Genomic DNA, 19,826 nt, shown 5'->3' on the forward strand with positions numbered 1-19,826 from the left:
TGATAAAAAGGCAGAAGCCTTGCCCTTGCCATCACGCCCTTGCGGTCACGCTGACAATGAATGAAGGTTTCCACCCAACCTCAGTGTAAAGTATGAAAAGCATACCAGATCAAGTTTTCTTTTTATCGTTGTTCATCTTTTGCATTCATCTTGTAATCCTTCCGTGCGCTGAGATTAGCTCTGGAATTTCCAAGGGACGGTTTCGGATCGTTAATACAACTGCCTTTTGCTACCGGGTTGCTTCCCTTTGAATAGGGAAAGCAATCATGATAGTATCAGGAAGGAACCAGTGGATGAAGGGGGCTTGATGGATTGTGGCTAATATTAAAGAGATTGCCAAGCTGGCAGGCGTTTCGGTGTCAACGGTATCCCGGGTGCTGAACAATCATCCCTATGTCAGAGAAGATAAGCGGACACGTGTGTTGGAGACCATGAAACAGCTGAAATACGCCCGGAATATGAATGCGGTCCATCTGATTACAGGGAAAACGATGAATATTGCCATCATGCTGCCGTTTATAAATCATGCCTACTTCTCCTTGCTGATGGAGGGAGCTGGACAAGAAGCGCTTGCCGCTAGCTATCGCCTGATCCTGTGCCAAACCGGGTATGCGCCGGATAAGGAAGTGGAAGTGCTGGAGATGCTGCGTAACCGCGAGATTGACGGCATCATTATTTTATCGTCGGCCGTGACTCCGAAACAGATCGAAGCCTACTGCGCTTATGGACCGATTGTATGCTGTCAGGATGCGGGCGAACGATTATTTTCTTCTATATATATAAACCATGCGGAGGCATTTCGCAGTGCCATGCACTATTTGATAAAGCGGGGACATCGACGCATCGGCTTCACGGTGGGAAGACTGGATAGTCCGAGCACGAGGGCACGCCAAGTGACATATGAAGAAGTCCTTAAGGAGATCAGGGAGCCTTTCCGTCAGGAATGGATATTGGATGGCTGTATCGATCTGGAAGACGGTGCGGCGATTATGGATCGGCTGTCCGCTATGGAGGAACGTCCAAGTAGCTTGCTGGTAACGGGTGACCATGTGGCCGCCGGTTTGATCTATGAAGCCGAGAAGAGAGGACTGTCCATTCCGCAAGAGCTCGCTGTTATCGGATTCGACAACCAGCCGATCGGCAAAATGCTGGGTCTCACCACGATTGATAACCGGCTGTTTGATATGGGCTCCGAGGCCTTCAAGATGCTGTATGGGCATATTCAAGGGGAGCAGGAAGACCCGATTCGCAAGGAGCTTGCCTTTGAGCTAATCGAGCGCTCATCGGTATAATGGTTGCATAGCCAAGTTCTAACAAACGGATTACAAAGTTCGACAATTATGATATTCTTATTTATGCAAGTTCCATGTTTCACAACGTTAACGTCTGCAGCTGTCTGCAGGCGTTCTATTCTGTATTATAGAAGGAAAGGAGCATAACCAAGTGGATGCCCTTGAACAGTTTAAAAAAGCTTCCCGAATCAAAGTAATTCCTGTTATGCTGATTCCGGTTGCTTTGGGAGCACTCGGGGCTTATGTATGGACAGGTGAAGTCCATTTAGGCCTCTTTTTATTGACCTTGATCGGTAGCGGCGCTGCCCATCTGTTCTCCAATATGGTGAACGATTTGTGGGACTATAAGAACGGAACGGATACGGAAGCGCAGGAGCATGTAGATGCAATCTCCACGAACTCCGGTTTTCTTACGAAGGGCGTCTGGTCGCTCCGTAAATTCGAGATCGTTACCTGGACACTGTTCGGGATTGCTGCGCTGAGCGGCATTATCCTCAGTTTGATCAGTGGCTGGTGGGCTTTCGTCTTCGGCGGACTTGGCGGGTTGATCGCTTATTTCTATGTCGCACCGCCGATTCAATTCGGATATCGCGGCAAGGGGTTCAGCGAGATTGCGATTTTGCTATCCTTTGGTATTTTACCGGTGATGGGCGCATACTACGTTCAAACCTCACATATGGATGTCCGGGCGCTGCTGCTGTCACTGCCCATCGGGCTGCTGACAACGCTGATTTTGTTTAATCATCACTTTTTACATTGGCAGGCAGACCGTCAGGCCGGGAAGAAGACCCTGGTGGTGGTATGGGGTGAAAAAAGAGCGCTGAGCTTCTCGCGGGTCCTGCTGCTGCTAGCCTGCTTATCCTTGATAGCATGTGTGTTGGCCGGGGCGCTCCCGCCTTACGCATTGATTGCACTGCTTACGATGATTCCGTTGTATCTTGTCTATGGAAGACTGAAGGACAGCAACCGTTCCGAAGCCTATTTACCGCTGATGGGTGCGTCAACGATGACCACCATGCGCTGCGGCGGCGTGCTGATCCTGTCATTGCTTATCCAAGGAATCATTCAGACTTTGTAAGGAAGAAGGGGAATTAGATGGAACAACAACGCGTTTTTGGTGATTTTCACTCCATCCTGTCCGAGAGCGGGACTTGGAAGATTGGCGGTTTCCCGCTGCCGGACGGCTCATTCTGGGAATATCGCGAGCCGAATGCGGTCGTGATCGTCCGCAACGGCATCCTGTACGTGCGCGCGCCGCTGAGCCGCCAGAATGATCAGATCCAAATTCTCGATAATGCCAAGCATATGTATTATTCCAACGAAGAGGTGGAAGTGCCGGAATCCGGTGAGGTCACGTTCGAGCTGCAAATTCGGGCACGCACCCAAGGTACGGTTCCCGGCGACTTGTATGACGGCTACGTATCTTTGAATCTGCTTGATTTCAGCACGGGCGCAGCACTGGACTTTTTTGCTTCGAACGACAAGTACGCCAGCGTGTATGCCGTCCTGCCGTTCCCGGGCGTGCAGGTGCCGGAATCGGACAAGACCCGTTACTTCTGCATTTTCAAAGAGGAGGATACACACTTCACGCCGCGGGAATTCAACACGTACAAAATCACGTATAACCGTGCTGAGGACGAAGCGATCTTCTACGTGAACGGCGAAGAGATCCGCCGGGAGAAGAACATCCCTATCAAGTTCAACAAATTCACCATCGCGCTTGGCATCATGACCGAAAAAGATCTTACGCCGCAGGGCAGCGTATCCGTGCATGGACAAACCGTTATTGCCGAATACTCTCCCGTAACGGTTACGATAAAAGAATAGTGCTTATTATAGTAGAAAAAAGATCATGCTCATTTTTGTGGGCATGATCTTTTTTTGTGAGAGAAGGACGAGCTGCAGTAGTGCTCGTACAATGTTACGAGGCCGTATCGGGGAAGGCAGCCCCCGAAAGGCCAAGGAAGCTAGGCCGACAAACCTGTGAGTCCCAAGGGGATTTACAGCATGACCGGCAATCCGGGTGTGGAAAGATTGGAGCCAGCCAAGAGTAGAGGATGTATCGGTGAGGAAAGCAAGCCGACAGGCTTGCTTAATTAAGAGGGACAGCACCTGGGCACCAGCAGCCCCTACAAGCTGAGCCGGCGAGCCTGTGAGTCCCAAGGGGAGTCACAGCATGTCCGGCAATCCGGGTGTGGAAAAATCGGAGCCAGCCAAGAGTAGAGGATGTATCGGTGGAGGAGAGCAAGCCGACAGACTTGCTTGATTAAGAGGGACTGCACCGGGCACCACCAGTCCCAACAAGCTGTGCCAACAAGCCTGTGAGTCCAGAGGAGTCACAGCATGCCCGGCAATAAATCAGGCTAGCTGACCGTGTGGAACTGGTCAGCTCAGCCCCTCCCCCGCCCAGCCCCCAAGAAGCCATCCCAGAAGAAAGGGATGGCTATCTTTTCGTTGGGTGGAAAGATTGGAGGCCAGCCAAGAAAAGAGGATGTATCCGTGGAGGAGACCTGGCGTTCGCCTTTGAAACCGGGAAAATACCGCAAGAATATCATCCCGTTTTCCTGGTTTCAACAGCGACCGGAACGGATACATCCTCCTCAGACCAGGCCGACAATCGTGAGCACGAAAAGAAAAAAGCCACCCCATATGCCATGGGATGGCTACTTACATTCATTTACTTCAAATCTTCAATCGAATTTGCCTCCACGTAAGACGGAACCACCAGGCCGGTTTTTACGCCTTCCATGTTAGCGCCAAGGTCTTCGACTTGGTCCTTGAACTTATCCCAGTAGTCGGCATGCGTCAATGGAAGCCATGCTGCTACGGTTGCATCCACGTCGCCATTGGCAACGCCGGTCCACATTGGGCCTGCTTCTACTTGAAGCGCGTCAACTTTGTATCCGAGCTTCTCTTCCATGATCACTTTCAACAGGTTGGTGCTGGCAATCTCGGAATCCCAGGCTACATAACTGAATTTGAAGCTCTTGCCGTCAACCGGCTGAACGCCTTCAAGCCAGGCATCCACTTTCTCTGCGTTGCTGTCTGCCCATTCTTTAGCGGCAGCCTCAGGGTCTTGGCCTTCTTGGATTGCCGTCATAATCTGACCCATATCGTCGGATGTCCACTTGAAATTGCTCAGGAACTTGTAAGCTTCCGGATGATCTTCTTTCAGTCCAAGACGGACAACGGTGTGGATCTCTTCCGCTTCACCGAATACTTTCTTCGGATCTTCCAGATACTTCAGGTCATACTTGGCAAACATCCAGTGCGGAGTCCAACCGGTAATAATGATCGGATCCTCGTTCTTGATGGCTTTGTTGAGGGTTGCCGTCATGGCAGCACCGGAGCCTTCGATCAGTTTCCAGTCGGTCAATCCATATTCATTAATCGCAGCCGCCGCAGCTTTCATAATACCTGCACCTGGATCAATACCGATGATTTCATGTTTCACTTGTTCGCCGAGGGAAGCAGTAGCACCGCCGTCAGTCCCTTTGTCCGTCGTTCCATCCGTGCCGCCGTTTCCGCCCTGTCCGCAAGCAGACAGAACCAGAACAGCAGCCAAGCTTAGCAGCAACCAAAACTTTTGTTTCTTCAAAATTAAGCACCCCTTTTTTTCGTTTTAAATATATTTTGTGTAAAGCGGTCGAGGACAATCGCCAAAATAACGACAGCCAAGCCAGCTTCAAACCCTTTACCAATTTGCAGCTGGGTTACGGCCCGGTAGACCTCGGCACCGATACCTTGGGCACCGATCATCGAAGCGATGACGACCATTGACAAGGACAGCATGATGGTCTGGTTAATACCGGCCATCAAGGTTGGCATGGCCAGCGGAAGCTGAACCTTGAACAATTTCTGCCCGGAAGTCGAACCGAATGCATCTGCAGCCTCCGTCAGTTCACCTGATACTTGCATAATGCCAAGGCGGGTCAGGCGAATCGTTGGTGGAATGGCGAAGATAACCGAAGCGATAACCCCTGGAACCACGCCCAAGCTGAAGAATGTGACAGCAGGGAGCAAGTACACAAACGCCGGCATGGTTTGCATAAAGTCGAGAACCGGTATGATCACGCGGGATGCCGACTTGCTGTAGGCCGCCCATATACCCAGAGGAACACCCAGTATAACGGAGATCAAGGCTGCCGTGATAACCAGGCTGAGCGTGCTCATGGTCTGTGACCAGTAGCCCAAGTTATCGATGAGCAGAAAACCGATGGCTGTAAACAAAGTCAACGGCAGACGGCCTAATAGGTAGGCAATGACAGCCAGGATGACAATGAACAGATACGGATGAGGAAGCAAGAACAAATCCGTAAACAGCTGCACGACGTTTTTGATAATGAAGGAGATGGCGTCAAAGAAACCGGAGAAAACGTCTCCCATCCATTCGACCAAGGAATCAACCCAGCTAGCTAGAGGAATCTTAGGCATCTTGCGTCACCTCCTCGCTCTTGCTTTCTCCGGCCAGGGCACCAAGAACAGCACCGCGGACGATAACACCCATCAACCTGCCGGTCTCATCCACAACAGCCAATGGCACTTTAGCCATACTCGTAATTTCAAACAATTCATTCAGTAATGTATCAGGACCAACACTTGGACCGTCTGTGATGAGAATATCCTCAAGCTTGCGGTTATTCTTCATGGCATCGGATGCATCTTCGGCCGTAATGACGCCAAGCAGCTTCTTGGAACGGTCAATAACGAACAGGTTCGAAATCCCCCGTTCACGCATAAGCTCCAGCGCAACGCGAGGTCCACGATCCATCGTAATGGTCTCCGGACGGCGCATAACCCGTGATGCGGTAAGCACCTTGGACAGATCCACATCTTCCACGAACCGCTCAACATAATCGTTGGCAGGCTGAGTCAAGATTTCTTCCGGCGTTCCGATCTGTACAATCGAACCGTCCTTCATCAAGGCAATGCGGTCGCCGATCCGGAGAGCTTCGTCCAGGTCATGAGTAATGAACACGATCGTTTTTTTCATTTTGTCCTGGAGCTCGATCAATTCGTCCTGCATGTCTCGGCGAATGAGTGGATCCAGTGCGCTGAAAGCCTCATCCATCAGCAAAATCTCTGGATCATTGGCGAGTGCACGGGCAAGCCCGACACGCTGCTGCATGCCGCCGCTAAGCTGATCGGGCATTTTTTCTTCCCACCCTTTTAAGCCTACAAGCTCAAGCGACTTCATGGCCGCTTCGTGCCGCTTGCTTTTGTCTATCTTTTGAATTTCCAATCCGTATTCCACATTCTCTACAACCGAGCGATGAGGGAACAAGGCGAATTTCTGGAACACCATGCTGATTTTTTTGCGTCGTACTTCCCGCAGCTGTTCCTTGTTCATTTTTCGGAGATCCTTGCCGTGAATCAATATTTCGCCCGATGTTGGTTCAATCAACCGATTTAGCAAACGGACCAATGTAGATTTACCGCTGCCTGACAACCCCATGATGACAAAAATCTCGCCTTCATGGATATCGAAGCTGACACGGTTAACGCCAACCGTTATATTTTTTTCTTTCGCAATTCGCGTTTTACTCCAGCCTTGCTCCAGCAATTGAATCCCTTGTTCCGGATTCGCGCCGAACAATTTGCTGACTTTGTTAACTTGCAGAATAGCCAAAAGTACTCCTCCTTTTTATTGTATAGAGACGCGTCCATTTGACCGAGTCTTCTTATTCCTGTCGTCTCGTAAACCCATGTCACCCATTGTAACAACCGATACGTAAAGTATCAAACGTTATATCCGTACGTAAAGTACGTACAGTAAAAACTGTACAAAGTTATCCTTTGAAATGCTCCCATATGCTCCGATATCCTCTAGAGCGATCTTCTTTACTTTTAAAATAGCTTTCCCTACAATAGATCAGAGAATGTGTGTGGATCGGGGCTTGTTTAAATTTCATGGAGATCGTTCACACTACACTTCGAGTCCACCTAGTTTTGTTATATTGACATGACTTCTTGGATGGTTACAGATAGAGGAGGCTGCAAGCATGGGCTTGTACCATTTAGATGATGAACGGCAGGCAGCCGTGCATAAGATTCGTAAGCGTGTCATTGAAAATATTGGACGGAATATGGATTTGTACGGCATTCCACTCTCAACGGGACATTTATACGGATTGCTTTATTTTGCGGATAAACCGATGAACCTCGATGAAATGGGACAGGAAATGAAGATGAGCAAGACCAGCATGAGTACAGGCGTGCGGACGTTGCTCGATTATAAAATGGTAAACAAGGTGTGGGAGAAGGGTTCCCGCAAGGATTTGTATGAAGTGGAGTATGACTGGTACCAGAGCTTCGTGGATTTCTTTGATATTAAATGGAGAAAATCGGTGGAGAGCAACATTCTGGTCCTGCGCAAAGCGCTGGACGAAACGGAGAAGCTCCGTAAAGCACATGAAGATGACGAAGAACTGACAGCGGTGTTGCAAGAGGATCAGGCAAAGATGCGTGAGGCCGTTGCTTATTATAAATGGCTGGAACGCTTGATTGATACTTTTGTGGATGGCGATATCTTTAATTATGTGCCAAAAGAGCCGCCAGAGGACAAATCCTGATATTGAAAATGGGGGATTTCCCCAGTATAATGTGGAGTAAGGCAATGCTTACCTAAGAGGTACAACCTGATTTTATCGGGTTGTGCCTTTTTTTGTTATCTGGCATCGCCTGGAGTGAATAACCGAATGCAAGTGCATAAGGTGTGCAAAAATAGTCAGGAGGGGTTAGAATGGTCAATATGTCCTCAAGAATGGTTGAAATTGCAGATTTTCCATCGGTTAACTTAAGCAATACCCGAAGTTTGTATGTATATCTTCCACCCAGTTATCATGAGAATACGGAGAAGCATTATGCCGTACTCTATATGCATGACGGGCAGCATGTATTTTCAGCAGATGAGCGAGGCGGCTCGTGGGAGATGCATGTCACCGCAGATCGGCTGGTGTCCGAAGGACGGATGCAGGAGATTATCATCGTTGGCATCGCAACGGTTCCTCATCAAAGACTGAATGAATACTTCCATGACAATCCAAGGATGCATCAGGTGTTCGATCCCCCGTTTGCCGGCGAACGGTATGAGTTATTTATTATTGAAGAAGTTTTACCCTATATCAATCAGAACTTTCGCACGTTGAAGGGTCCGGGGCACACGGCCATGATGGGTTCGTCTGCGGGCGGGATCGTCACCTACAATATCGGCTTTAGAAGACCGGATGTGTTCGGAAGCATAGCGGTCATGTCACCTTATTTTGTCAAAGCCTATTTTGATGCTCAAGGAGAGCTTAAGGAATATCCTTTTTATGAAAGATACGGTACGCATCCGAATCTTAAGGTATGGCTTGATATGGGCGGCGCAGAAGGGGTCTTCATGGAAAAATACGCACGGGAGGAAGCAGCACGCTTGATCCAAGACGGCTTTGTGCCGGGAGAAGATCTCATGCTGTTCCTTGATCCGGGAGCGTCTCACAGTCAAAGTGACTGGGCAGGCAGAGCGCAAGCGCCCCTGCTGTATTTTTTCGGCGACATTGGAAAACCAACCTCGATTAAGCTGCATGGTGATGGCATCGTAGGGGTAAGCGGCCCCGTCAAACAATTGAATCCGGTCATTACATACGACAGCGGATTTGTGCAAACGTTGATGAACGGAACTTATCATGTTGAGGAGCCGGAATGGCTCACGCTGCTGCCGGACGGAACGCTGAAGCCTCAAACTCCTGGCAGCACCCGGGTTACGCTGCAAATGGGAAGCTTGAGCGCAGATAAAGAGATTAAGATCGTGGAAGAGCTGCCTGAGCTTGTGAAAATAACGATTCAGGTGAAGGTACCGCCTTCCACACCGGTTTCCCCCACAATCTATGCTGGATTTGAGATTCCGTACTGCAGAGATGGCGTATATAGGGGGAGTGCGATGGTACCTCATGGTTTGTCTTTTACGTTCAAGGTATCAAGAGGGTTTGGACTGCACGAAAAGATCGGGGATCCTGAAGTTAAACGGCGTTCTTTTACAGCATTGTCCGAGATGGAGCTGTTTTATGAGGTTGAGGACTGGGATACTTGAATTACTAAATTGCATTGAATTGTAATCGGAGGATGAATAGGCATGACCATCAGATCAGCAAAACCACAAGATGCAGCTGCAGCGATAAGACTGTTGTACGATGCACTACACGACGTAGCATATCAATTAACAGGGGAAGACAGTGAAGAGAAAGTGCTTGAAGTGCTGGAGCAATATTTCCGAGCGGACGAGGGCAGGCTCAGTTACCGACAGGCTGCCGTGAAAGAGATCGACGGCGAGGTGGCCGGCATTATCGTTGCTTACGGCGGCGATCAAGCGGCCGAATTGGATCGTCCGATTCTGGATCGCTTGCGCAAGCTCAAGAATGACCCTTCCCTAGCGCTGGATAAAGAAGCGGACGAGGATGAGTACTATATCGATACGTTATCGGTTTCTCCGCAGTTTGGAGGTAAGGGGATTGGTTCGGCCCTTATACATCATGCGGAGAATCGGGCAAAGGAACTGACGTATCGTAAAATTGCTCTCGCTGTGGTGACCGACAATCATCGCGCTCATTCTTTGTACGAAAGAAGAGGTTATCAAACAGATAAGGACATCATGATTAACGGGCATGTTTATTATCATATGGTCAAACCTGTTTAGAAAAAAATAAACCATTTATAAGCCGCCTATTTACAAATGGTAATAGGTGGTTTATTATTGTGTCATACCGATCTAGAAAATTAGAATGATAAATTAAATTGGAATGAACAAAAATAACCGTATGAATTACACAATTAGAATGACTATTTTAATTTAGAATGGAGTGTTTGTGTCATGGATCAAGATCATAATCAGAGCATCGAAATATCGGTGGAACAAGCGAAGCTGCTCGGCAGCGCTCAGCGGGTGAAGATTCTCGGAACCATGCTGGATAAGGCCAAAACTGCCAAACAAGTAGCAGATGAATTGGGAGATTCGCCGGGAAGCATTCACTATCATATTCAGAAGTTATATGACGGCGGATTAATAGATTTGGTGGAGACCCGGACCGTCGGCGGCATCGTAGAGAAATATTATAAATCCAAAGCGAAGTGGTTTAACACCAAGGGAACCCAAATGGTAGACCCGGTTCTTGCCGAAGATTATGCAGCGGCCAGCCGCACAAGGATAAGCCTGAGAATGCAGCTGAATGCCGAGCAATACCAAGAAATGACGAAGGAATTCAGAGAACTGCTCGAAAAATGGGTGACCAAGACCCTCGCAACCAAAGGGGACGACAGCAAGGAATATGCAGTAGGGATCAACGTGGTTTCGACGGAAACGTCCGAATAGGAAGGGGCTTCTTTAGCCTCTTCTCTCCAAAACTACTAAACTTTAAATCAAGGAGTGTTTCTCTAGTGGAAATATTAAAAAATCGCAATTTCCTGCTGTTGTTCGTTGGCCGAATTCTTACGAATATCGGCGATAGCCTGTACGTGGTAGCGGCCATGTGGCTGGTGTACGATCTGGGAGGCTCGACATTGTATACGGGACTTGCCGGATTCCTCTCGATTCTCCCCCGAATCATTCAACTGTTATCCGGTCCGATGATTGACCGCGTTCCTTTACGGGGGCTTCTGGTATACACCCAGTTATTTCAGGCTGTTCTACTGTTGATCGTTCCGCTTGCATTTTATTTCGACTTTCTGACAGTAGGCGTTGTGCTGGCGATTACACCGGTTCTATCCACGCTGAATATGTGGGTATATCCGGCCCAAATGTCGGCCCTTCCTAAAATTCTCGATAAGAAGCAGCTAACGCAAGGCAACTCGCTGTTCTCCTTAGCCTATCAAGGCATCGATGTCGCTTGCAACGCAATATCCGGCGTATTGATTATTGTGCTGGGCGCAGTATCCCTTTACTTATGGAATTCGATCGGATTTTTCATTGGAGCCCTGTTATTCTCGCAACTGAAAATCAAGAAGTCTATCATTACTTCTGATAACAACGCAGATAAAGCACAAATGAAAAACACCGTAACTTCAAAATCTATGCGAAATGCCCTTAAAAATTATTGGGCGGACATGAAGGAGGGGCTTCGCTACATCCTGGCAACCCCGCTCGCACGGGTACAGATGGGGATTATCGTCATTAATGCCGCAGGTGGGGCTACCTTTACGGTTATGCCTGCCTTTGCGGACAGCCTCGGCGGAGCGGGTGTATACGGAGTTCTGCTCATGGCCCAGGCTTGCGGAAGTTTGTTGGGCGCGATCCTGGCTCCGTATTTGAAGCTGGAGCGCATCCCCCTTGGATATCTTTTTGCCGGAGCATTTTGTTTATCGGGCGCTGCCTGGTGTCTCAGCGTATTCACCCCATGGACATGGCTTGTCGTTCTGGTGTACGGCTTGGCATGGTTTCCCGGAGGCATTACGAACGTTATCATCAATTCGGTCATTCAGAAGGCGATACCCGAGAAAAGATTGGGCACGGTGTTCGCGGCAGCCAGCGGACTCAGCGGAATTGCCATGCCGCTTGGCAGCCTAATTGGAGGTGCTCTTGGCGTTGTTGCAGCAAGCTCATCCGTTATTGCAGGATGCGGAATCGCCGTATTCTGTGTAGGGATCTTCTGGATTTTTGACTCGTCCACCCGCAGTCTTCCATCACCTGACAATGTGGATGAGGAATGGTTTGCGCCTTATACGAATGCAACTCCTGAGAAGTCCATTTCTATGCATACAGCCCCTTAGAGGTTAACTTCGATAAGCTTCCATGCTTATACAGAGGGCTGAAGAAGATCACCCGTACTGGAAATTTCTCAAATAACTGAGCCGAGGATGAATCAGCGATCGACGGATTCATCACGGCTCTTTTTCCACTTAAGCGAAGTGTAGACGCCTACCGCGTCCCACCGCAGCGGTGCTTGTCAGGCTAGTCTGCATAATGTGACCAAGTCCCTCATAGACATGTATCAATCAAGTCAAAACAAGTGTTGAAGGGGATGATGACATGCGCCGGATTTCATGGGTGCTGCTCGCGGTAGTATTATGCTTAACAACAATACTGGCGGGATGCGGGAAGAAGAATGCAGACAGCGTTGTGAAGGATCTGGGCAAGGTGGCTGATAAGCTGGAAAGTGCCAAGGGTGCTTACCAGGGAGCGGGCGTTATGACCATACATACCGGTTCGGCGCCGCAGGAGTATCAGGTTGAGGTATGGTACCAGTCTCCATCTTACTACCGGATCAGTTTAACCAATGGGCAAAAGGATATTACGCAAATCGTGCTTCGCAACGATGACGGCGTGTTCGTTCTGACGCCTAGCTTGAACAAGAGCTTCCGCTTCAAGAGCGACTGGCCGGATAATCAGGGACAGGTATATCTGTACCAAACGCTGCTCACCAGCATTTTGAGCGACAACACCCGTCAGTTTGTTGAGGATAAGGATAGTTACGTGTTTGATGTGGCTGCCAATTACCACAGCCATTCGTTGATTCGTCAGAAGATTTGGCTCGCCAAGGATAACTACACGCCGAAACAGGTACAAGTGTCGGACTCCGAAGCGAATGTGGTTGTTGAGGTGAAATTCAACACCTTTACCTTCGATACGAACCTGACGAAGGATTCGTTTGATACTAACAAGAATTTAAGTGCGATGAACAATGCGAAGGGTACCATGGCCGAAGTGGACGAGAATGGGGTACCAGTGGCTTCCGGTACGGAAGGTAACGGAACTCAGGGAACCGAAGGTTTGACAGAAGCGGCTTCCGGTCGCGATATGGGATCCTTCGGCATCATCTATCCGGAATATGTGCCTGCAGGGGTCACGAACAAAGACACGATGGAAGTTCCCGAGAACAAGGATCATGCGGTTATTCTGAAGTATGACGGTGTATACCAATACACGATTATGGAATCCAGACCGGTGGATCGTGCGGTCTCCCTCGTACCGGGCGAGGCGGTATATATCGATTTCACAACGGTAGGTCTGCTCACCGGCGATCAGCAAAGAACGCTAACCTGGAATTCGGAAGGCGTGGAATACCGAATTACGAGCGCCAATCTGCCTGTCGAAGAAATGAAGAAAGTCGCTGCTTCCATGCAGGGAGAATCGGGTAAATAATACGAAGTAGGCGGATACCGAGCATTGAAGGAGGGCAAAATTCCGACAATGAGGCCATTCGCCTCTTTTCCAAATAAAGGAATTTCGTCCGTAGACCTATCGCTATTTCTTGCAGATATTCCGATGTTTCACCAAGTTTCGCCACCCCGGGGGGACCACGAGCCTCATAAATAAGCAGTTTGTCTCAATTGACAGTTGCCCCCCGGAACATTACCATTAATCTATTGCAAAGCATAATGCTTTTTTCAAAATGGTAAGAAGGTGACTGGAATTGCAAGCGATATATCGACCTACCCTGGCGGAGATCAACCTGGACCATCTGCGCGCCAACTATAACGCTTTTCGTGAGGCCCTGCCAAGCCACATGGAATTGCTTGCTTGTGTGAAGGCTAACGCCTATGGTCACGGAGCTGTAGAAGTGGCACGCGAACTTCAGCAACTGGGGGTGGCTTACTTAAGCGTAGCTTTCCTGGATGAAGCGCTCGAGCTTCGGCAAGGAGGCATTTCTAGCCCAATCCTGGTGCTCGGTTATACACCACCGGAGGCTGTAAAGATCGCTTATGAGCATGATGTAACCATAACCCTGTTCAGTTCGGAAGTGCTCCAAGCGATAAAGGCACTGCCGGTCCAGCCGGAGAAGCCACTCAAGGTACACATCAAGATTGACAGCGGAATGGGTCGTTTGGGCCTGCTTCCAGGCGAAGATGCAATTTCTTTTATAGAAGAAGTATTTTCGCTGCCGCAGGTTGTTGTCGAAGGAATGTTTACCCATTTTGCAAGAGCGGATGAAGAGAACAAAGACTATACGTTGGGACAGTACCGCCGTTTTCAGGGCGTAGCGGACGCTCTTCGGGATAAGGACTACCATATCCCCATCATACATACGGGCAACAGTGCTGCTGCAATTGATACACCCGAATTATCCTATGATATGGTTCGTGTCGGCATCGGCTTGTACGGACTGTATCCTTCGGATGAGGTGAATCGAAAGACAGTGAGCCTCCGCCCTGTCATGACGTTAAAGACAAAGCTTGTCTACGTCAAAAATTTACCTCCGCATTCCGGTATCAGCTACGGGACGAAGTATGTAACGGGGGAGGAAGAGCAAATTGGAACCCTTCCCATCGGTTACGCCGATGGCTTCTCTCGTATGCTGAGCGGTAAAGTGGAAGCACTGATACGCGGCCTCCGCGTCCCTGTAGTCGGAACTATCTGTATGGACCAATGTATGGTATCGCTCAAACCTTTCGCCGATGAGGCGGAACAAATTAAAGCTGGTGAAGAGGTTGTACTCATCGGTCAGCAGTCTGGCGAATGTATTACGGCAGATGAGCTGGCGTCCAAGCTGGGGACGATCCACTACGAGGTCGTCTGCATGATTGCCCACCGGGTACCACGTCAGTATATACGTGATGATATACCCGTGAAGACCGTAAACGCACTCTGGAGCAACCTTTAACAAGTCATGTCACCCTAAGTAATTTATTCAGGAAAGAAGGAATAAGTACAGACCTTCCCGAATTAGGAATATGTCGTTTAAGTCTGTACGAAAGTGTCGATTGTAGTTTATAATGATATGCAGCATACTTGATATACCTTCGGCATATATATTCTTTTGTATAATTTTCCTTGAATAATGTAATACTGGTGCACAGGGCGAGAAGGTTGTGGGGGTGTAATAAAGGGTGGCCAATATGCAGAACACCAAACGAATCATGATCAGTTTACCGGATCATCTTTTGCAGGAAGTGGACGGGATCGCTCAGCTGGAAAATTCCAACCGCAGTGAGCTTATTAGGCAAGCCATGAAGTTGTACCTGAATGAACGGAAGAAACGTTACATTCGTGAATCCATGCAGCGAGGTTATATGGAAATGGCCAAAATTAACCTGACCATGGCTTCTGAGGCGTTTCACGCGGAGGAAGATGCAGACAACACTCTAGACCGCTTAGTAAGCGGGGTGTAGACAGTGATCGTTAAACGGGGCGACGTATTTTTTGCGGATTTATCACCTGTTGTCGGTTCTGAGCAGGGCGGCGTAAGGCCGGTCCTTGTCATTCAGAACGATATCGGCAACCGGTTTAGTCCGACTGTGATTGTTGCAGCCATTACGGCACAGATTCAAAAAGCCAAGCTGCCGACTCACGTCGAAATCGACGCGGCGTCGCATGGATTTGACCGGGATTCCGTCATTTTGCTAGAGCAGATCCGGACGATTGATAAGCAGCGGCTAACTGACAAAATCACCCATCTTGATGATGAAATGATGAGTAAGGTGGATGATTCCCTGCAAATAAGTCTGGGCTTGATTGATTTTTGATTCCATTCAAGCATTAACGTTTTCCACATAGAATGTTATGACTAAAAACCCTCAAGGAGTAATTCCTTGAGGGTTTTTATATGAATGGTATGTTTGAAGGCTCGGCAATTGCTGCATGAGACTGGAGAGTGGTGGATTACATGTTTGTAGGTATGAGGATGTAGGCCGTAGTGACCGCCGCTGCGATAAACAAAAGGCAGACAACGGACCAGGCAATCGCATGTTTGTCATTCATTTAAGGTGCCCCCTGATTGTAATGAGGTGTGGATATCCGGCAGCGGCATGTTCGTACAATAAGAATATAAATTAAATCTTAAAATCAGATGAAATTGACATTAAAAGCAGCTTAAAGCCTTACGAAGTGAGCGATGTAGTGGAAATGAGCGCTTAAGTTTGGGATAATAGCAAATATAGTTTCATTGAAGAAAGAGGGATATCATTGTCTGAATTAGAAGCTGTTGTGGAAGTAAATGAGGAACAGATTCGCAAGGAAGAATCGAAACGGATCGTGAAGCAGATCGCGAAGGAGCTTCAATTGTCCGAAAAACAGGTGCGCACGACCGTTGAACTTCTGGATGAGGGCAATACCATACCGTTTATTGCGCGTTACCGTAAGGAAATGACAGGCGAACTGGATGAGAACCAATTACGTGATATTGAAGAGCGGACAGGCTATTTGCGCAATTTGGAGGTCCGTAAGCGGGAAGTCATCCGCATCATAGAGGAGCAAGGCAAGCTGACGGAAGATCTGAAGGCGTCGATTACGGCCGCCGTTAAGCTGCAGGAGGTAGAAGATCTCTACCGTCCGTATAAGCAGAAGCGTAAAACCCGGGCCTGCGTCGCGAAGGAAAAAGGACTTGAGCCGCTGTCGGAGTGGATATGGTCGCAGCCGAAACAGGCTGATGTGATGGTTGAGGCAGCCAAGTATGTTGATGAGGAGAAGGGTGTGGCTTCGGCAGAAGAGGCTGTCCAAGGCGCGATGGATATATTGGCCGAAAACATTGCCGATGACGCAACCGTCCGTTCCTGGGTACGCAGATACAGCCTGGACCACGGCATATTGACCTCAGAGGCGAAGGATACCGAAGTGGAATCCGTATACGAGAACTATTACAATTACCGGGAATTGGCGAAGAAAATGCCGCCGCATCGGATTTTGGCCATTAACCGGGGAGAGCGCGAGAATATTCTGAAGGTGGGGCTTGATGTTCCTTCCGATTCCATTCACGCGTATATCGGCAAGCAGGTGCTTAAAGGTCCATCTGCCGTCACGGACATTCTTACGGCGGTGATCGAGGATTCATACAAACGTCTTATTGCCCCATCGATTGAACGGGAAGTACGGGGTGAGCTGACGGAAAAAGGGGAGAACCAGGCGATCTCCATCTTTGCGGGCAACCTGCGCAGCCTGCTGCTTCAGCCGCCGGTGAAGGGTCGCTGTGTGCTGGGCGTTGACCCGGCTTACCGTACCGGTTGTAAGCTTGCGGTGGTCGATGATACAGGCAAGCTGCTTGAGGTAGCAGTAACCTATCCGACGCCGCCGGCCAACAAGAAGCAGGAAGCGGCCGCGAAGATTAAAGAGCTGATTGCAAAATATGGCATCAAGCTTATTGTCATCGGAAACGGTACGGCATCCCGTGAAACGGAGCAGTTCGTAGCCGAAGAAGTCATTGCGGAACTCGCTGACCCTGAGCTGGCTTACCTCATCGTCAATGAAGCGGGAGCAAGCGTGTACTCGGCCTCGAAGCTGGCTCAAGAAGAGTTCCCTGATCTGGATGTTGCCGAGCGCAGCGCGGCCTCGATTGCACGCCGTGTGCAGGATCCGCTGGCCGAGCTGGTCAAGATCGATCCGAAATCGATCGGCGTGGGCCAATATCAGCATGACGTCACCCAGAAGCATCTGGAGGAGAGCCTGAAAGCCGTCGTGGAGTCTGCGGTTAACCATGTCGGGGTGGATGTGAATACGGCATCGCCGTCACTACTCTCCTATGTGGCTGGCATCAATGCCACCATTGCCAAAAATATCGTGAAATACCGGGAAGAGAACGGGAAGTTTGTCAGCCGGAAGCAGCTGCAGAAGGTTCCGCGTCTCGGTGCCAAGACCTATGAGCAGTGCGTGGGCTTTATGCGGATTTCGGAAGGTGAGAACATACTGGATCGCACCCCGATTCACCCGGAATCCTATGCGGTGGTTGACCGTTTGTTCCAGGAACTTCAGGTAAGTCTGGACAAGCTCGGCAGCAAGGAGCTCGCTGAACTGCTGGATGCCCAGCAGCCGGAGAACCTTGCCGTGAAGCTGGAGGTTGGTGTACCGACGCTGCGCGATATTCTGGACAGCTTACAGCGTCCGGGACGCGATCCGCGGGAGGAATTGCCGCTGCCGATTTTCCGCCAGGACGTGCTGAAGATCGAGGACCTTATGCCGGGAATGGAGCTGCAGGGAACGGTACGCAATGTCATCGATTTTGGCGCCTTTGTGGATATCGGCATCAAGAGCGACGGCCTGGTGCATATTTCCCAGCTGAGCGATGGATTTGTCAAACATCCGATGGATGTTGTCTCTGTGGGGGATAATGTTACCGTGTGGGTGATGAATGTAGATTTGAAAAAAGGCCGCGTCGGATTGACGATGCGCAAGCCGAAAGATCAGTGATAGGTACTGCTGCGTAGCAGAAGAAGAGCCGTATCTCCTTTGAGGAGAAACGGCTCTTTGTTGCATAATTGCGCTGGTCTCATAGCTAATGGGGCGGCATGTCCTGGCGGTTGGTTTAGCGATGGTTCAGCTTTAGCAGCAGGACGTTTTTATCGTAACTTTCCAGACACCAGTGATATTTTGTAAGAATTTTGGGTTCGACTGTGGGAGCAGATACATCGAATTCATGAAAACCAAACTTCTTATAGAAATGCTGCAGCTCTTCAAACGGAATGCAGTATACCGTATCTAGGCCCAATCTCTTTGATTCTTCTACCAGAAACGTGACGATTTCGTGTGCCAGGGACTGTCCTCTAAACTTGTCCAGAATATAAATACCGCCGAGCTCCGCCTCGTGGTCATTAAGTTTAACCAATCGGCCGATCCCTGCGTAGTCGTCTTGCGACATGACGATGGCAATAATTTCATTGTCCAGTGAACTTGGCTGAAAGCTGATGTGTTCGTATTGTTGATTGACCCAAGGCAATTCTGCTTGAGTCACCCTTTTGATGCTCATGACTACTCACCTCAGTTAGTTCAAAATGTATATTGTGTTATACTGCGCCCAGCACTAACGCCCGGCTTAACGCTCGCTGTCCGATTGCTGCTTTTTCTTCGCCCGAAACCGTCGGACCTTCATCAGATTGCCGCACATTTTATCGTCGCAATAACGTTTGGAACGGTTTCGTGTGTCGTCGTAATATACCCAGAGGCAATCGGGATTCGTGCAGATGCGGAACCGGGATAACTCGCCTTGCTCGATGGTTAACGCCAAGGATCCGGCAATCTCGGCAGCCGCTGCTTGCAGGCCGGGATTTTGCAGGGTATAAGCCAGTACAAATTTTTGATCCTCATTTATCTTGAGTTGGCGAATAACAGGTCCTGTCGCCATCCAGCGATTCAATTCCTCTATCTCCTTGGGAGAAGGTGACTCTCCCGCGACGATGTGCTGAACACACGTCAACAGGAAGGAACGAAGCTGCCGGAGAAATCCCAGTCCATCCGAAGTCAGCGGAACGGCAATGGGGAGATCGTACTCGTTTATAAAATCGGTGAGCCAATCCTCACGGGCAAGCCGGTCCTCGGATCGGCCGCTGCCTCTCCAGTCATGCCATTCGCTGTTTATAAAATCATCCCATAACATGAAGCTCATCCTTTCTCATCTCATTATTGTAACAAGTAAATATTTATGTTACTATATAAACTGAACTTTTGATTTACAGACGGATGCAAAGGCGGTCAATAGTCTCCATCCGGTGGATATTGACTCGTCTCATAAACGCAGCGATGTTAACTCGAATATGATAAAACTTCTTGTAAAATACATTGTGAACCACGTCGCTCTTCAGCCATTTCCAAAGTCCCTCCACAAGATTGAGCTCGGGCGAGTATTTGGGTAAGAAGACAAA

The 19,826-nt window shown here is 49.2% G+C and carries 19 protein-coding genes; 13 read left to right on the plus strand and 6 right to left on the minus strand.

What is annotated here, in order from left to right:
• Positions 1–314: 314 nt before the first annotated feature.
• The 3 genes from J7E85_RS23640 to J7E85_RS23650 all read left to right on the plus strand — a co-directional run bounded on the left by J7E85_RS23640 (position 315) and on the right by J7E85_RS23650 (position 3,119).
• Complete coding sequence (locus J7E85_RS23640; protein ID WP_215162098.1) at positions 315–1,292, plus strand: LacI family DNA-binding transcriptional regulator; 978 nt, start codon at positions 315–317, stop codon at positions 1,290–1,292.
• Positions 1,293–1,443: 151 nt separating this feature from the next.
• Positions 1,444–2,370 carry a prenyltransferase gene (locus J7E85_RS23645; protein WP_215162101.1) on the plus strand — a complete coding sequence of 309 codons (927 nt, stop codon included), beginning with the start codon at positions 1,444–1,446 and terminating at the stop codon, positions 2,368–2,370.
• 17 nt (positions 2,371–2,387) lie between these two features.
• Positions 2,388–3,119 (plus strand): DUF6081 family protein, encoded by a 732-nt coding sequence (locus J7E85_RS23650; protein WP_098748735.1) that lies wholly within the window; start codon positions 2,388–2,390, stop codon positions 3,117–3,119.
• 850 nt (positions 3,120–3,969) lie between these two features.
• On the opposite strand, the gene J7E85_RS23655 is transcribed toward J7E85_RS23650, so the two are convergent.
• The 3 genes from J7E85_RS23655 to J7E85_RS23665 are packed head-to-tail and all read right to left on the minus strand — an operon-like array spanning position 3,970 to position 6,921.
• A complete protein-coding gene (locus J7E85_RS23655; protein WP_215162103.1) occupies positions 3,970–4,890 on the minus strand; it encodes a glycine betaine ABC transporter substrate-binding protein in 921 nt (306 codons plus the stop codon).
• A gap of 2 nt (positions 4,891–4,892) precedes the next feature.
• Complete coding sequence (locus J7E85_RS23660; protein WP_215162105.1) at positions 4,893–5,726, minus strand: ABC transporter permease; 834 nt, start codon at positions 5,724–5,726, stop codon at positions 4,893–4,895.
• Positions 5,719–6,921 (minus strand): quaternary amine ABC transporter ATP-binding protein, encoded by a 1,203-nt coding sequence (locus J7E85_RS23665; protein WP_215162107.1) that lies wholly within the window; start codon positions 6,919–6,921, stop codon positions 5,719–5,721. The genes J7E85_RS23660 and J7E85_RS23665 overlap by 8 nt, the downstream gene beginning before the upstream one ends.
• A gap of 373 nt (positions 6,922–7,294) precedes the next feature.
• Here J7E85_RS23665 and J7E85_RS23670 point away from each other — a divergent pair, with 373 nt between their 5' ends.
• The 10 genes from J7E85_RS23670 (at position 7,295) to J7E85_RS23715 (ending at position 18,378) form a co-directional block, all read left to right on the plus strand.
• Complete coding sequence (locus J7E85_RS23670; protein ID WP_215162109.1) at positions 7,295–7,864, plus strand: GbsR/MarR family transcriptional regulator; 570 nt, start codon at positions 7,295–7,297, stop codon at positions 7,862–7,864.
• Positions 7,865–8,034: 170 nt separating this feature from the next.
• Complete coding sequence (locus tag J7E85_RS23675; RefSeq protein ID WP_215162111.1) at positions 8,035–9,363, plus strand: alpha/beta hydrolase; 1,329 nt, start codon at positions 8,035–8,037, stop codon at positions 9,361–9,363.
• A gap of 42 nt (positions 9,364–9,405) precedes the next feature.
• The gene (locus J7E85_RS23680) at positions 9,406–9,966 is read left to right on the plus strand and encodes a GNAT family N-acetyltransferase (protein ID WP_215162113.1); all 561 of its coding nucleotides are present in this window, start codon (positions 9,406–9,408) and stop codon (positions 9,964–9,966) included.
• A 174-nt stretch (positions 9,967–10,140) separates the two neighbouring features.
• Complete coding sequence (locus J7E85_RS23685) at positions 10,141–10,638, plus strand: helix-turn-helix domain-containing protein (protein ID WP_215162115.1); 498 nt, start codon at positions 10,141–10,143, stop codon at positions 10,636–10,638.
• A gap of 65 nt (positions 10,639–10,703) precedes the next feature.
• The gene (locus J7E85_RS23690; protein ID WP_215162122.1) at positions 10,704–12,032 is read left to right on the plus strand and encodes an MFS transporter; all 1,329 of its coding nucleotides are present in this window, start codon (positions 10,704–10,706) and stop codon (positions 12,030–12,032) included.
• A gap of 259 nt (positions 12,033–12,291) precedes the next feature.
• The gene (locus J7E85_RS23695) at positions 12,292–13,404 is read left to right on the plus strand and encodes an outer membrane lipoprotein-sorting protein (protein WP_215162124.1); all 1,113 of its coding nucleotides are present in this window, start codon (positions 12,292–12,294) and stop codon (positions 13,402–13,404) included.
• 271 nt (positions 13,405–13,675) lie between these two features.
• A complete protein-coding gene (alr, locus tag J7E85_RS23700) occupies positions 13,676–14,863 on the plus strand; it encodes an alanine racemase (protein ID WP_215162126.1) in 1,188 nt (395 codons plus the stop codon).
• A gap of 226 nt (positions 14,864–15,089) precedes the next feature.
• On the plus strand, positions 15,090–15,371 hold the full coding sequence (locus J7E85_RS23705) for a CopG family ribbon-helix-helix protein (RefSeq protein WP_028406492.1): 282 nt from the start codon (positions 15,090–15,092) through the stop codon (positions 15,369–15,371).
• A 3-nt stretch (positions 15,372–15,374) separates the two neighbouring features.
• A complete protein-coding gene (locus J7E85_RS23710; protein WP_006212388.1) occupies positions 15,375–15,725 on the plus strand; it encodes a type II toxin-antitoxin system PemK/MazF family toxin in 351 nt (116 codons plus the stop codon).
• 439 nt (positions 15,726–16,164) lie between these two features.
• Entirely contained in the window at positions 16,165–18,378 is a 2,214-nt protein-coding gene (locus tag J7E85_RS23715; protein WP_285228845.1) for a Tex family protein, read from the plus strand.
• A 115-nt stretch (positions 18,379–18,493) separates the two neighbouring features.
• On the opposite strand, the gene J7E85_RS23720 is transcribed toward J7E85_RS23715, so the two are convergent.
• From J7E85_RS23720 to J7E85_RS23730, 3 genes are all read right to left on the minus strand, one after another.
• Entirely contained in the window at positions 18,494–18,934 is a 441-nt protein-coding gene (locus J7E85_RS23720) for a GNAT family N-acetyltransferase (protein ID WP_215162128.1), read from the minus strand.
• Positions 18,935–19,000: 66 nt separating this feature from the next.
• Positions 19,001–19,561 (minus strand): CGNR zinc finger domain-containing protein, encoded by a 561-nt coding sequence (locus J7E85_RS23725; protein WP_215162130.1) that lies wholly within the window; start codon positions 19,559–19,561, stop codon positions 19,001–19,003.
• Positions 19,562–19,634: 73 nt separating this feature from the next.
• Positions 19,635–19,826 (minus strand): transposase (locus J7E85_RS23730; RefSeq protein ID WP_215162132.1); only part of this gene is annotated, 192 nt, incomplete at its 5' end.

Origin of the sequence: Paenibacillus sp. ISL-20 (assembly GCF_018613005.1) — a bacterium.
Lineage (GTDB): Bacteria > Bacillota > Bacilli > Paenibacillales > Paenibacillaceae > Paenibacillus_AQ.